General features: G+C 41.4%; 10 protein-coding genes and 4 pseudogenes. 9 read left to right on the forward strand and 5 right to left on the reverse strand.

Features of this window, described 5'->3' with window-relative positions; translation table 11 throughout:
* Positions 1 to 100 precede the first annotated feature (100 nt).
* Entirely contained in the window at positions 101 to 2005 is a 1905-nt protein-coding gene (locus tag ANSO36C_RS06690) for a chloride channel protein (protein ID WP_251958898.1), read from the forward strand.
* 120 nt (positions 2006 to 2125) lie between these two features.
* Here the strand turns inward: ANSO36C_RS06690 and ANSO36C_RS06695 are convergent, their stop codons facing one another.
* Positions 2126 to 2539: an AbrB family transcriptional regulator gene (locus ANSO36C_RS06695; RefSeq protein WP_251958899.1), complete on the reverse strand. Its 414-nt coding sequence runs from the start codon at positions 2537 to 2539 to the stop codon at positions 2126 to 2128.
* A gap of 495 nt (positions 2540 to 3034) precedes the next feature.
* Between ANSO36C_RS06695 and ANSO36C_RS06700 the strand changes: the two genes are divergently transcribed.
* The 5 genes from ANSO36C_RS06700 to ANSO36C_RS06720 all read left to right on the forward strand — a co-directional run bounded on the left by ANSO36C_RS06700 (position 3035) and on the right by ANSO36C_RS06720 (position 8252).
* Positions 3035 to 3475 carry an Rrf2 family transcriptional regulator gene (locus ANSO36C_RS06700; protein WP_251958900.1) on the forward strand — a complete coding sequence of 147 codons (441 nt, stop codon included), beginning with the start codon at positions 3035 to 3037 and terminating at the stop codon, positions 3473 to 3475.
* Positions 3476 to 3518: 43 nt separating this feature from the next.
* Positions 3519 to 4490, forward strand: a complete 972-nt coding sequence (cbiB, locus tag ANSO36C_RS06705; protein WP_251958901.1) for an adenosylcobinamide-phosphate synthase CbiB — start codon at positions 3519 to 3521, stop codon at positions 4488 to 4490.
* A 107-nt stretch (positions 4491 to 4597) separates the two neighbouring features.
* Positions 4598 to 5134 carry a bifunctional pyr operon transcriptional regulator/uracil phosphoribosyltransferase PyrR gene (pyrR, locus tag ANSO36C_RS06710; protein WP_251958902.1) on the forward strand — a complete coding sequence of 179 codons (537 nt, stop codon included), beginning with the start codon at positions 4598 to 4600 and terminating at the stop codon, positions 5132 to 5134.
* A 418-nt stretch (positions 5135 to 5552) separates the two neighbouring features.
* A complete protein-coding gene (locus tag ANSO36C_RS06715; protein WP_251958903.1) occupies positions 5553 to 6806 on the forward strand; it encodes a DUF4912 domain-containing protein in 1254 nt (417 codons plus the stop codon).
* A 591-nt stretch (positions 6807 to 7397) separates the two neighbouring features.
* Positions 7398 to 8252, forward strand: coding sequence for a phosphodiester glycosidase family protein (locus ANSO36C_RS06720; protein WP_251958904.1), 855 nt, complete (start codon positions 7398 to 7400; stop codon positions 8250 to 8252).
* Between the two features lie 426 nt (positions 8253 to 8678).
* On the opposite strand, the pseudogene ANSO36C_RS06725 reads toward ANSO36C_RS06720, so the two are convergent.
* A pseudogene (locus ANSO36C_RS06725) lies at positions 8679 to 8963 on the reverse strand (IS4 family transposase); the annotation flags it as partial.
* 135 nt (positions 8964 to 9098) lie between these two features.
* Here ANSO36C_RS06725 and ANSO36C_RS06730 point away from each other — a divergent pair.
* The 3 genes and pseudogenes from ANSO36C_RS06730 (at position 9099) to ANSO36C_RS06740 (ending at position 10864) form a co-directional block, all read left to right on the forward strand.
* Entirely contained in the window at positions 9099 to 9290 is a 192-nt protein-coding gene (locus ANSO36C_RS06730; protein ID WP_251960263.1) for a PAS domain-containing protein, read from the forward strand.
* Positions 9251 to 9535 (forward strand): annotated as a pseudogene (locus tag ANSO36C_RS34175) (histidine kinase dimerization/phospho-acceptor domain-containing protein); the annotation flags it as partial. The gene ANSO36C_RS06730 and the pseudogene ANSO36C_RS34175, both read left to right, overlap by 40 nt.
* 609 nt (positions 9536 to 10144) lie before the next feature.
* Positions 10145 to 10864, forward strand: coding sequence for a response regulator transcription factor (locus tag ANSO36C_RS06740; RefSeq protein ID WP_251960264.1), 720 nt, complete (start codon positions 10145 to 10147; stop codon positions 10862 to 10864).
* A 181-nt stretch (positions 10865 to 11045) separates the two neighbouring features.
* On the opposite strand, the gene ANSO36C_RS06745 is transcribed toward ANSO36C_RS06740, so the two are convergent.
* From ANSO36C_RS06745 to ANSO36C_RS06755, 3 genes and pseudogenes are all read right to left on the reverse strand, one after another.
* Positions 11046 to 12794 (reverse strand): NAD+ synthase, encoded by a 1749-nt coding sequence (locus tag ANSO36C_RS06745; protein WP_251958905.1) that lies wholly within the window; start codon positions 12792 to 12794, stop codon positions 11046 to 11048.
* 180 nt (positions 12795 to 12974) lie between these two features.
* Positions 12975 to 13721 (reverse strand): annotated as a pseudogene (locus tag ANSO36C_RS06750) (NUDIX hydrolase).
* 47 nt (positions 13722 to 13768) lie between these two features.
* Positions 13769 to 14281, reverse strand: a pseudogene (locus tag ANSO36C_RS06755) (nicotinate-nucleotide adenylyltransferase); the annotation flags it as partial.
* Positions 14282 to 14295 lie beyond the last annotated feature (14 nt).

Below are 14295 nucleotides of genomic sequence, written 5' to 3' on the forward strand. Positions count from 1 at the left end.
AAGCAAATAAAGTCTACTTGTCTGGTTGCTAAATAATGGCTCACAATGAGAAGTAACAGATAAAAATTTAAATTTTTTCTTACATTTACCCCGCCCCTCAATGACTCTCTTGCCTCCCACTCAATTGAGGAAGGTAACGGAACAACCTGCCTTTCCTACACCTTCCGCTCGTTTAGCTCATCTAATTAATCGTTTTCAACCATCCCCAGAAACCGTTGTCCTGTTTTTAGCCATGCTCATTGGCGGTGGTACTGGGATGGGTGTAGTCACCTTTCATTATTTAATCCAGCTGATTCACCAGTTGATGCTGGAAAATTTAATGGGTCAAATCGGTGCATGGGGTGCTTGGACTTTAGCTTGCGTTCCCACCCTTGGCGGATTAATCGTTGGCTTGATGCGCTGGCGCACTCAAGATTTTGGCCCTGAACTTTCATCTCTCATCGCCGCCTCGCAGGGAAAAGAGATTAGGCGACCACTACGACCAGTTACGAAAATGTTGGCCGCATCTGTTTCTTTGGGGAGCGGTGCTTCTTTGGGGCCGGAGGGGCCGAGTGTAGAAATTGGCGCGAATTTTGGAATGTTGTTCTCTGTGATCCTTAACGTATCTCAAGAACGACAACGTTTGCTGTTGGGTGCTGGGGCGGCGGCTGGACTTGCTGCGGGATTTAATGCTCCCATCGCTGGAGTATTTTTTGCCCTAGAGGTAGTGATGGGAGCTACATCTTTCGCTACTTCTGCTGTAAGTGTAGTGCTGCTAGCGGCGGTGGTAGCAGCATTAATTGCCCAAATTGGTTTAGGGGCACAACCTGCTTTTGATTTGCCTGCTTACCAAGTCCGCAGTCCTTTGGAATTACCCCTTTATCTTGGCTTAGGTTTAGGGGCCAGCCTCGTTTCTCTGGCTTATACTCAATCAATTCGGGTAGCAAAAGCCTGTTTTGCTGGGAGAGTTCCAGGTTTCGCTTTTTTGGGGCAAATTCCTGAGCCGATTCATCCAATTATTGGCGGTGTGATAATTGGCGCAGTTGCTTTGCACTTCCCGCAAATTTTAGGCGTAGGTTATGAAACTGTAGAAGCAATGCTTCAGGATGTGGAGTTTCCACTCTACCTGTTGGTGCTGCTGTTAGTGGTGAAGCTACTGATTACAGCAATTAGTGCAGGTAGCGGTTTCATCGGCGGTTTGTTTGCACCAGCAATGTTTTTAGGTGCTTCTTTTGGGTCAGCTTACGCCAAAATTTTGGCTGTGGCATTCCCAAATATTTGCGATTTAATGGCGGCTCCTCCAGCTTACGCAATGGTGGGAATGGCAGCAGTATTAGCTGCTAGTGTGAGAGCGCCGTTAACGGCTATTTTAATGTTGTTTGAATTAACCCGTGACTATCGGATTGTTTTACCGTTGATGGCAGCTGTAGGTTTGAGTGTTTGGCTAGCGGAAAGGATTAAACCAACTTTTAACTCTAACTCTAACTTACAACAAATTGGTCTTTCGGAATTAAAAGATGAACAAGCGGAAATTGTGCAGCAAATTTTGGTAGAAGATGCTATGTACCCCTGTCCAAAAAAGCTACCTGCAACCCTTGGGGTATTAGAAGCTGCTGTAGAAATGATCCGCGATCGCGTCCGCAGTGCTTTAGTAGTTGATGAAGCAGAGCAATTAGTTGGTATACTCTCTCTGGAAGATATTAATCGTGCCCTTGCTCTTTGGCAAACTTACCAAAATTCCCTAACTGAAATTCCAGATAATTTATCCAGTCAAACCCTCATAGACATTTGTACTACTGAAATACTCTATGCATGGCAAGATGAACTTTTATCTGAAGCTTTAGACCGCATGAGTCTTCGAGGTTTGCATCAATTACCAGTGGTAGCACGAGACAAACCCGATCGCATTTTGGGTTTACTAGAAAAAGAGCAAATTGCATTAACCTGCAATTTAGCCGTCACGCGCAAGGCACTTCGCCACTATTTACCAGTCTTACCCACCACAGATATAGTCATTAGTCATTAGTCATTGGTCATTGGTCATTAGTCATTATTTTTCACAAATGACACTTGACTAATGACTGTTTATAGTCATTGTTTTCACAAAGGACAAAGGACTAATGACAAAGGACTAATAACCAATTTATTAAGCTGTAGCGTCTATGGCTTCATCATCTTCCCGATCTTCTGGATCTACCTGTTTTAGACGAATGTGCTTTTTGCCTAAAGTGATCAGAAACTCATCTCCTGGTTGAAGATTCATCTGTTTTGTATAAGCTGAACCTATAAGTAAGTTACCATTCGATTGCACACTAATTCTATAGCTAGCACTACGTCCACCACGCCCATTAGCGCTGGGTGTACTGTCCAACTGAATGCCTTCAGCATCAATTAGGGCATTTAAGAACTTCATCATATTGACGCGCTCTATACCATTTTTGGTAACGGTATAGTAGCCGCACTTCTTGGCTTTATCTTCCTTGCTCTCGCTCTCTAGCTCTTTGACTTTTTTGAGCAGTTCTTCACCGAGTAGGGGTTCAATTTTTTTCAGTTTAGGCATCAACTTAGGTCGAAAATGAATGTTTGAAGTGTTTGAATCGATTTTATTTTAGCTGAGGTTGAGCTAATAGGAACATAATCCTTTAGTTTTTATCTCAACCTAGCCAAGTATATTACACTCATAGGCACAATTGTTATGCCATTACCAATATTGCCAAAACAATCTATTTTAGAAAATGCTGGCAATGCTGATAACTATATATATATAGTTAGTGAATCACTGCTAGACTAGAATTGTTTTAAGTTTTCTAAACTAACGCTCGAAAACTTGTCTACAAGCTTTCGATGGTAACTAAGTTACAAAATGATAAGTAAAACTGATCCTTGGTCATTGATCATTAGCCATTGGATATTTACAAATGACTAATACCGATTACCTGTAAGGTTGCATAGAACCAGTTGCTCAGAGCAAGTTGTCTTACCAAGCCTAATTTTGTGCAGTTTCGCAAAGAATTAGTATAAGGATAAATGACTACAAACAACAAAACTTGCAAAAATGAAACTAACTACCAGAGGACACTATAGTGTCAAGGCGTTGCTAGATTTAAGTTTACAGCCAAGATATGGCCCTGCATCTGTAAGAGCGATCGCTAAACGCCAAGATATCCCAGCTCCTTACCTTGAAAAACTACTAATAGAAATGCGTCGTGCATCAATAGTTAAATCAATTCGTGGTAGCATCGGCGGATACCAATTGGCAAGAGAGCCTGCACAAATATCTATAGGACAAATTTTAGAAGCAGTTGGCGAAACTAGCCATTTACCCCATCACACCCCAGCAGCGACACAAGCTGAAGATTGGGTAACATTTAGCCTTTGGCAAAGACTCAACCAAAAGCTCAAAGAAGCTTTGTACAGTATTACTCTGGCAGACCTTTATTACGATGCTCGTAGCTGGCAAGCTTCCCTGGGAGAAGAAGCAAGTTTTGTGGTTTAGTCAAGAGTCAATAGTCTAAATATTGACCTTTGACTCGTGGCTTATGACTAATAGTATCTATATCTTAATAATTGCTGCATTTTTAGATTACTTAATTGGCGATCCTTGGGATTGGCCTCATCCAGTGCAAGTTATGGGCTGGGTAATTTCTCGCTTAAGCAAATTTTCTCTCCAATTGTGTCAAAATTCTCTAACACAACGTCTAGCAGGAATTGTATTAGGGATTATTTTAATAATTGGTAGCGGGCTTGTTGGCTTTTTGATTATAAAAATTGCCAGATTGGTTCATCCATTACTAGGAATTGCCATAAATAGCATTCTTTTGGCTAGTTGTTTTGCTGGCAGAAGTTTACGAGCAGCAGCAGAGGCTGTTTTAAAACCTTTAACAGCAGGAGATTTGGCTGAGGTTCGGAAGATTTTAAGTAATTATGTTGGTCGAGATACACAAAACCTTTCACAAGCAGAAATTTTGCGAGCCGTTTTAGAAACAGTTGCAGAAAATGCCACCGATGGAGTAATGGCTCCGCTTTTTTATGCAATTGTTGGTGTGTTCATACCAGTTATCGGGCCAACTCCCTTAGCTTTGGCATATAAAGCCAGTAGTACCCTTGATTCAATGGTGGGCTACCGGGAAGCACCCTATACTTATTTAGGATGGTTTTGTGCGCGGTTGGAAGATTGTTTGACTTGGCTACCTTGTCGGTTAACAGTCCTGACTCTGGCGCTGTTATCGGGTAAACCGATGTATATTTGGCGAATTTGCCGTCGGGATGCAGTGAACGATCCTAGTCCCAATTCTGGCTGGAGTGAGTGCGCCTATGCTGCTTTTTTGGGCGTGCAGATGGGAGGTACAAATTGGTATCGCGGGGTAGCTAAGGACAAACCACTGCTAGGAGATGCTATCTATCCTATTACTGCAACTTCTATTCAGAATGCTTTGCAGCTGACTCGATATTGTTTTTTGCTATGGTTGGGAATAGCGATCGCTATATTCTTAATACTTCCAAATAGGTAATGATAAGTATAAAGTTAGGAGTTAGAGACGCGATTAATCGTGTCTCTACAGGAGTTAAGAATAAAATTCCTAACTCTTAACTCATCACTCCTAACTTATCACTCGCCATGTCTGCCAAAGTAGTTGAAATTCTTTCATCCGAAGAAATCCGTCGTACCTTGACTCGTCTTGCGTCTCAAATTGTGGAAAGGACGCGTGATTTGTCTCAACTGGTGCTGCTTGGGATTTATACCAGGGGTGCGTTATTAGCCGAATTGTTAGGGCGTCAGATTGAAATATTGGAAGGTGTCGCCGTGTCAGTCGGTGCTTTGGACATTACATTTTATCGAGATGACCTTGACAAAATTGGATTGCGAACTCCCACAAAAAGCGAAATTCCTTTTGACCTGACGGGGAAAACGGTAGTACTCGTAGATGATGTGATTTTCAAAGGACGGACGATTCGCGCTGCTTTGAATGCAGTCAACGATTACGGTAGACCAGAAGTGATTCGTTTAGCTGTATTGGTAGACAGAGGCCATCGAGAATTACCAATTCACCCAGATTTTATTGGCAAAAAGTTGCCTACTGCTAAAGAAGAAATTGTCAAAGTTTTCTTACAAAATTCTGATGGACGAGATGCAGTGGAGTTGATTAGTCATTAGTCATATTTGATTAGTCGAATAACCACAATCTAATGTCATGCAAAGTTAACATTGGGGCGATCGCTCAACTTATGCACAAGTACTAATGTTATGAAAACATGACAATTCGATCCCAGAAGAGCTGATAAATTCGTGAAACAGGTAAAAAACCTATAGAAAACACTTGATCCCTAGATATGCTTAGTGGTTAATATTGACTTAACAAATAAAACTCCTCCGATCCCAAAGAAATGCTAATTTTGGCAGAACTAGGGAATTGATTGGATCTTAGCTCAATTTAAAAACAGATTAAAAAACGTAACAACTGGGCAAAACCAGGAGTCAGGATAAGAAATTCATCTGGAATGGATGAGATTTTACATAGCATTCTTTAACCAGGGGAAATCATTTACCGCTTAAACTACTGGAGGCCAAATTAATGGCAAAAGAACGCCCGCCACTAGAGGAGATGACCTTACGCCAACTACGCAAAGTTGCTAGTGAATATAGCATTTCTCGCTATAGCCGAATGCGTAAATCGCAACTGTTGGCATCAATCCAAGATGTCCAGCGCAGCAAAACTTTACTCAGTCCATCTCGTTCATTGGAGGCACAAGAAACCGTGGAAGCTGCAAAGTTTGAATTAGGTCAGGAAGATCGTACTGGTGGATCTTTAGCTGATGTTGATGAAGGACTGGCAGATTTGCCTTCTGGCTACGGTGATAGCCGGATTGTACTCTTACCGCGTGATCCTCAGTGGGCTTACACTTACTGGGATGTTCCCAATGAACACAAACAGGAACTACGCCGCCAAGGGGGACAACAATTGGCACTACGGATTTATGATGTCACCGACATTAATATCGAATACCAAAGCCCCCATAGCATTCAAGAATATCCTGCTGATGAACTAGCTAGAGAATGGTATATACCAGTTCCAGTTAGCGATCGCGATTATGTGATCGATATCGGCTATCGTACTGCTGATGGTCGTTGGTTAGTACTAGCTCGTTCAACTAGAGTACACATTCCTCCCGTTTATCCTTCAGACTGGATAGAAGATGTCTTCATCACCGTCAACTTTGAAGAAGATTTGCGTGGTAAGACTCAGTACGAACTAGTTCCCCCAGCCAAGAAGATTGCAGCAACAGCTAATGGTAATGCTGTTGTCAATGGTAACGGCAACCCCATCTACGACCAAATATTTGGTTTAGCAGAATCTGCCGAAGCGCTAAGGGTTGCTGGTTCTATCTTCGGTTCCCAGCATCAAGTAGCAGGTGGAGTGCAACCCATTAGCTCCTACATTTTCCCATCTGGTGTGGGTATGTGGGCAGTTCCCACCGTATCTGGCTTAACCGCTTCCGGTGTGGGAATGTCAGGTGTTGGCTTCTCGGCTTCCGCCGTACCAGTGCGTCCGCGCCAGTTCTGGTTAATTGCCGATGCTGAATTGATAGTCTATGGTGCAACCGAACCCGATGCTACCGTAACTATTGGTGGTCGTGAAATTAAGCTAAATCCAGATGGGACGTTCCGCTTCCAAATGTCCTTCCAGGATGGTTTAATCGACTATCCGATTTTGGCTGTAGCTGCTGATGGTGAGCAAACCCGGTCAATTCAAATGAAATTTAATCGTGAAACACCATCTCGGAATACTAACACCAAAGAAGAAGCTGTTTTAGAATGGTTCTCTTAGAGGATATTAAATATCCCTCATAACCTCCCTTAAAAACGGGAAAATAAATCAAAATCCCCCTAAAAAAGGGGGATTTTTGAGTATTTAATAGATTACAAAAAACTTTTATAAGTCATACCAATTCACGAAAAGCCTGATACACATAGATTTATCGTAGGGGCATGGCATTGCCATGCCCTTACCAGCGTATTTGTATCATTATTAAAGTTAAATGGTATCAATATGGTTCAGTTAAGACTAAAACTCTGTTATCAAAGTCAACTTTTTAACGTAGACGCTTCGGCTTGCCGCAGGCTACCGCCTTCTCTACGAGAGGCTTTCGCCAACGCGTAGCGTCTCGTAGAGAAGGCGCAGAGAAGCCAGTGCGTTGGGCGGGTTTCCCGACTTGTTCGCTCTTAGCGTTCCCGCAGGGTAGCAACTGGCGCGACGTCAAAGAGAAGAATGAGAAGGAAAAAATTGCTTAACTGAACTGTATTGTTTTATAAGTAGGTAGGCATGATTAAATCTTTTTGAATTATATGTAGTACACCAAAATTATTTTTGTTATTTATCTGGATAATTGGTGCGAGTTTTTTATCAGGTTGTCAAAAAATGGAAGCAAATTCAGCCCCAAAAGCATCTAAAACTTGCCCTGGTAAAAATGCTAACTTCAGTATTGATTTTTTTAAAACTAATAATCAAGGTAAAAAAAATCAAAGAGGTATTAACAATGTAATTATTTTTAATCCCAAATCAGCAGAATTAGATTTCAAAGTTAACGTTGGTCTATCTCATAAACTCTACGCTAAAGATGCTAGAGGTAAACTGCGTAAAGAATATATAGCAAAACAGTTTCGTGAACTTATCGCCGATGAGAATGCTAAATTAAACGGACAGTCACCAATCGCCGCAATCAATGCTGATTATATAGATACTGATGATAAACCACAAGGCTTAAATGTTTCTCGTGGCGTAGAGTATTCAGGAGCATTTAAAAATAAACGTTCTTCTTTTGGAATATCAGGAGGTACACCCAACCAGCGACAGGCTACTATCCAAACTGGCAGAAGAAAAAGCGATATTCTCAATTACAATTTAGTGGGTGGTAATGGCAGATTTTATCGTCAGGGTAAGTTTAAAGATATTTGCCAAGATTTGGGAGAATTTGCTTGTAAGAATGCTAGAAATCGCTCTTTGGCAGCTATCACTAATCAAGGCTATGTAATTTTACTAGTTAATGACTTGAAAGCTAATTCAGATATTGATTTATCTCAAGTTAATCAAGAGTTACTACCAGATATGTTTGATAATGTCCTCGAAGGCATTGCTGGGAATAACTGTTTAGGCAAAATTCAAGAAGGGATTTTATTTGATGGAGGTATGTCTCCAGGATTGTATTACAACCAGAACACTTATGTAGAAAATCTTGGGACAATCGGTTCAGTTTTTTTGATTTACAAAAAATAAAAGAGTTATACTAACCACTATTTAAGGTTTTGTACAGAAGGTTTCTTTAAAACTCGAAAAAGTACCCAAAAAATTATTTTATGGCTAATAACTTAAATCTTTGGAGATTCAAGTCTTTTTTTAATCTGTTTAGAAATTTCAAATAGTTTTTTTTAGCTGGCTAAGATTATATTTACTTGCATCTTGCGAAACTTTAGAGTGCAAACTCTTTAAGTTTTTGCAAATTCTCAAGTTTGTTTGGATTCACCCAACGATTAACAAATTCATGGTTATGTTTGTACACCTTGATTTGCACTTGTTTAGAACTTATAGCGGTTATCATTCAGATGCAGTACAAAATATATGGCAAGGTGTAAGGGCACGGCACTGCCCATTGGTGTCAACTTAAGAAGATATTGCCCAAATTTGTTGGGTGTAAGTGTCAATCTATCGATGACGCTTACGCCTTGCTTTAACTAATCCAAACAGCTTTTGACGTTCCACAAGATAAGGAACAGCCTCATGTGCATCACCACGGAGAACAGCTTGAGAAAAATGGTATAAACTGCGAAACACCATTTCTGTAGAAATTCGCTCTTTTGGTTGGTTGAGAGCGATGCCTACGGCGGGCTGCGCCAACGCTACATCAATACATAATTGATTGAGAACAGCATAAAAAATCCAAGTGGCAAAAATTTGGATTTGAACACCATTAGTATCACCCACCCAGATAGATGATTATCTGATTAAACCGTTCTCTGCCCGTGAATTGTTGGCGCGGGTAGAGGCAGCCCTAAAAATGGCTCGTCTCCGCCAAGAGGCAATGGAACGCGAACAAGGTTGGATCGACAATGGCGTTATACCTTTGTGAATGACCGGATAGCAGAAGTTGCTGGCATTCAAAAGGAAGAGTTGCAAGGTAGGATAATTTGGGAAGTGTTTCCAGATGTGGTTAAAACCGAGTTTTATACTCAGGTTCATCGGGCGATGGCACAACAAACTGTTGTTCAGTTTGATATGAAGCCGAAAGAGCCAACCGCATTAAGGATGAGTTTCTAGCAGTGCTTTCCCATGAATTGCGATCGCCTCTTAATCTCATTCTTGGTTGGGCGAAACTCTTGCAAACTCGTGAGTTTGACGCACCAGCAGTGAAGAAAGCGATCGCTTTAACTGCTTATGCAGGAGAAATCAACCAGCAACAAGCACTCGAATCAGGGTTTCAAAAGCATTTGTCCAAACCCGTCGAACCAGAGGAGTTAGTCAAGGCAATTGCAACTCTGATTGGCAGGAGTGGGAATAGCTAGGCTTGCTGGGAAATTTTCTCCTTTGCTCCCTGCTCCCTGCTCCCTACTCTCAGTCCTTGGCTTGTCATAGTCTAAGGCTGAAACTTGTAGTATAGTATATGCTTAAAAGGGCATCTATATGTAAATGCACCAGGGTAAATTTTCGTAGACCTTTTTCAAGAAAACATTCCCTTTGGCTTGAGTACATTTGGGCAACTAGAAGTTGAGCATCTAGATTGGCTTATAGCTGAGTTTGTGAGGCTTTGTAGAGGTCTAATTAATCGGGGAGTGCTTTGGTGTTTTAAAATTGTAGCGATTGCGGTGGCATTTGATGTTTTTCTGGACTACTGCGGTTATGAAGATGGTCTGCAACTAGACGTATTTAAATATGATAAAAGCAAAAATTATACCATATAAATTCAAAACTATACAAAAACCATACAATAGTTATACATTTTATTAGCACTATAATGGCTGAAGTTTTCCTAAACTTCATGGAAAATTGATTGTACACAAGTACTACAGTAGCGATCGCACTCAGCAGAGATGCGCGTGAATATACTCTCAACAAAAACACGTAACGCAAAACTGGCACAAGAACGAATCGCCCAATCAACAATAGGCAGCATTATGGTTATGGTTCCCGCTACTACTCCTAAAATTTTGATCGTCGATGACGACTTTGGTGTCCGAAATCTTGTTTATCGTTTTTTAAGCCGGAAATATCAAATAGAGGCCGCAGCAGATGGTAAGACTGCCTTATCGTTGTTTGAACAATTTAACCCAGCTTTAGTGATTCTGGATTGGAATTTGCCGGATGTTACTGGTTATAGCCTCTGTCAAGAAATGCAAAGTCGTACTAATGTTTTAGTGTTGATACTGACTAGTAGGACTGAAGAGGCTGATAAAATTAAAATCTTGAGCGCAGGTGCTGATGATTTCATGACTAAACCATTTAGTCTTGCAGAAGTTGAAGTCAGAGTAGAAGCGCTTTTGAGGCGGATACGCTACATCAATCCCTCCCCAACACAACGTATCATTTTCAAGCAGCTAGTAATTAACCCAGAGGGACGGGAGGTAACACTCAATGATAAACCTCTCGCTTTAACAGCGCTAGAATTTAATATTTTACATTTTTTGGCAAGTCATCCTAATCAGGCTTGGAGTCGCCCACAGCTAATTCAAAAAATCTGGGGTTGCGACTACATAGGAGACGGACGTGTGGTTGATGTGCATATTGGTCAGCTTCGTAAGAAGATGGAAGTCGATCCTAGCATACCGGAGTTTATTAAAACTGTACGCGGCTATGGTTACAAGTTTGAAGCACCTGATGATAATCCTATTTCTTAAGTTTCCTGATTTGATTTCAACAGTGCTTCATTACAAAGAATAGCTCAGATAAGTTGAGTTAATTTGGAGTGTTGATACAAACTGATTTGGTGATTTCCTGTCTGTTCAAGCCTCATAAGCTGTTCCACATTTAAATTGCATAAGCTGGGCGCTCATGTTGCCCACCCCACAGGAGTTATATTTACTTGATTTGTGGATGGGCATCTTGTCCATCCCCAGAAACCAAGGTAGGTGTAGCTATGGTTTTAGTCTGGTAAGCCTTTTTCAAACCAACCCAGTTACTGGCGATGGGCATTCGCCAACCGGTTCCAAAAGCGCGATCGGTGATTTTTAAGCCGGGGGGTGCTTGTCGCCGCTTAAATTCAGCCCGCGCCACCATTTGGATTACTTTGTCTACAATCACCGCATCGTGACCGGCTGCAACTATTTGTGCTGCTGATTGGTGATTATGAATCAGGCGTTGCAAAATATCGTCCAAAATTTCGTAAGGCGGTAGAGAGTCTTGATCCACTTGGCCTGGTTTGAGTTCGGCGCTGGGTGGTTTAGTTAGAACATTTTGCGGGATGACTTCATTATTGCGATTTAACCATTGGCAAAGTGAATACACACGGGTTTTAGGAACATCTGCAATCACTGCTAACCCGCCATTCATATCGCCGTAAAGAGTACAGTAACCAACTGCCATTTCTGACTTGTTACCCGTAGATAAAAGCAGATAGCCAAATTTATTAGCGATCGCCATTAATAAATTACCCCGAATTCGGGACTGTATATTCTCTTCAGCCAGTCCAAACTCTGTACCTGCAAACAAATTACCTAAAGTTTGATCGAAGCCTTGCATTAACTCGCCAATTGGTAAAAGATTAGTCTTAATCCCCAAATTTTCAGCTAATGCTACAGCATCGCTGATGGAATGGTCGGAACTATAAGGGGAAGGCATAAGAACACCGAGGACATTTTCTTTACCAAGTGCCGCCGTGGCGATCGCAGCTACGATTGCCGAGTCAATCCCACCACTTAGACCCAATACTACTTTAGAAAAGCGACACTTACGAGCGTAATCTCGCACTCCCAAAACCAACGCTTGCCAAATTTCTTCATCTCCCGATTCATAAACAGGTGCTACAGTACCTAATTGAAAATCTCGTTGCGCTTCATCAAATTCTACTACTAATAAATCAGTGTCAAAACCACGAGCGCGACACATAATTTCACCTTGACGATTTAAGACAAAACTACGCCCATCGAAAATTAGATCGTCATTTCCGCCAACCTGATTAGCATAAATTATCGGTTGTTGAAAACGTATTGCACTATGCCTGAGTATTGTTTCACGAAACTGCTGCTTGCCGACAGTGTAGGGGGAAGCAGACAAATTTACAACCAAATCTACATCCAAAATTGCTAAGTCAGCAATCGGATTTACTGTATAACTACGTTTGCCCCAGAATTCCTCATCATTCCATAAATCTTCGCAAATAGTTACGCCAATATCGATATTATCTAAAGTGAAATAATTAGCTTGTAACCCTGGTTCAAAATAGCGACGTTCATCAAATACATCGTAAGTAGGCAAAAGTCGCTTGTGAAAAACTTGCTTGACCTTGCTATTTTCTAACAAAGCCATACTGTTAAATAAGGTTTTACCGCCACTAATATGTGCGTTAAGATTCTGTTCAACAGTTCCAACTAACACAGCTAAATTTGGTGGTAAATCTTGAGCCAAGTTTTGTAAAGTGATGCCCATCGCTTCCACAAAACTAGGATTTAGTAATAAATCTCTTGGTGGATAGCCACATAAAGAAAGTTCTGGTGTCAGCAATAAACGCGCACCGCTAGATGCTGCTCGTTGTGCTGCCTCTAGAATTTTTTGGGCATTTAAAAGCAAATCACCGATAGTAGGATTAATTTGAGCGATCGCAATTTTCATATTATTTTATTTGTCATTGGTCATTTGTCATTTGTCAAGAGTCATAAGTTACTCTGGACTTTGCAATGCCGTTCAGTTAACGTTTTAATATTTTGAAGATCCCCCCAACCCCCCTTAAAAAGGGCGGGGGGATCTTAACCGAAAGGTATTGCAGGAATTTGAACTCTACAAAGTGATTGGTTAAATAAACACCAAAGGTTTATCTTTTAAAGGAGCAAATGCTTCTGCGTCAAACTTATACAAACTAGCTGGACGGCCAGCGCCCCGTGATACTTTAATTCCGGTATCGCATAAAAAAACCTAACTTGAGTAGACGCGCTCGAAAATTAGAATAATCGGAAAAGTTATCACCTAAAACTGTGGCGTATAACTGATATAAATCATTCAAAGTGAACATTTCTGGCAAGACTTCAAAAGCCACGGGGCTATACTCTAATTTATTTCGTAATCGCCTGTGTCCATAAGCCAGAATTTCATTATGGTCAAAAGCTAATTGCGGCACTTGCTTTACTGGATACCAAGCGATGCCAGTCATGCGATCGGCAATCAATTCGGCTTCTTCAAATCGCACTAGGGCAAAGTAACTAACTGATAGATAACGCACACCATAACTATCAATTGCTTCCCGTGGATCGCGATTTGGCCCGCCAAATGTATAGAGTTGTTCTAAATAGAGATTGTTGACCTTAATTTTCTCTGCCATAATGCGATAGGCGGCATCTTCTAAAGACTCTCCGGGACGTACCAAAGTACCGGGAAGACTCCAATGATTTAAAAATGGTTCTTGCTGTCGCATTACGAGTAAAACTAACAGCCGATTTTGTACAGTATCTACAGAAAAAATTACATTATCAACACCAACCTTGAAATCGGCCAAAAGTTGTTGGTTTAACGGAGTTGGTATCTTTTTTGTGAACGTCCTGGCATTCGTACAAATGCTCTCGATTAATATAGGCAACTACAGGGGCTGTGAGGGCTTGAGAATCTCCATGTTCGCGGTACGCTGTTGAGGAAACATCTAGACCGGTCAGACTAGCGATCGCAATTTTCCCTCCCAGCTTTTGCACTACCTCTGAACTAGACTCATCTATTGCATATCCGGGTCGCGGTACAATTAGTAGTTGCACTTGCTGTAACAAATCTTCAATGCGATACCAACGTGGTAGCTGATTCAGTAAATCTGAACCAATGATCATCGTTAATTCAGCGTCTTCACCCCAAGTAAACTTCGCTTTTTCCACTGTTTCCAGTGTTCGGAAGCTACTTAATTCTTGTTCCAAAGCAATATTGTGCCTTGGCGCGTCTATATCCGCAATCAACAGTCGCAACATTGCCGCCCGATGTTCTAGGGGTGTTTGATGAGACTTAAACGGATTATCCGCCGCCCAAACCGCTACCCAATCATAACGCTCAGACAACCAACTCAGAATTTTTTGATGTCCCGCAGTTGGTGGATCGGCACTAGTACCAAACAAAGCAACTCTCATAATAATTCGTAATG

It is taken from the genome of Nostoc cf. commune SO-36, from assembly GCF_023734775.1.
Lineage (GTDB): Bacteria > Cyanobacteriota > Cyanobacteriia > Cyanobacteriales > Nostocaceae > Nostoc > Nostoc commune_A.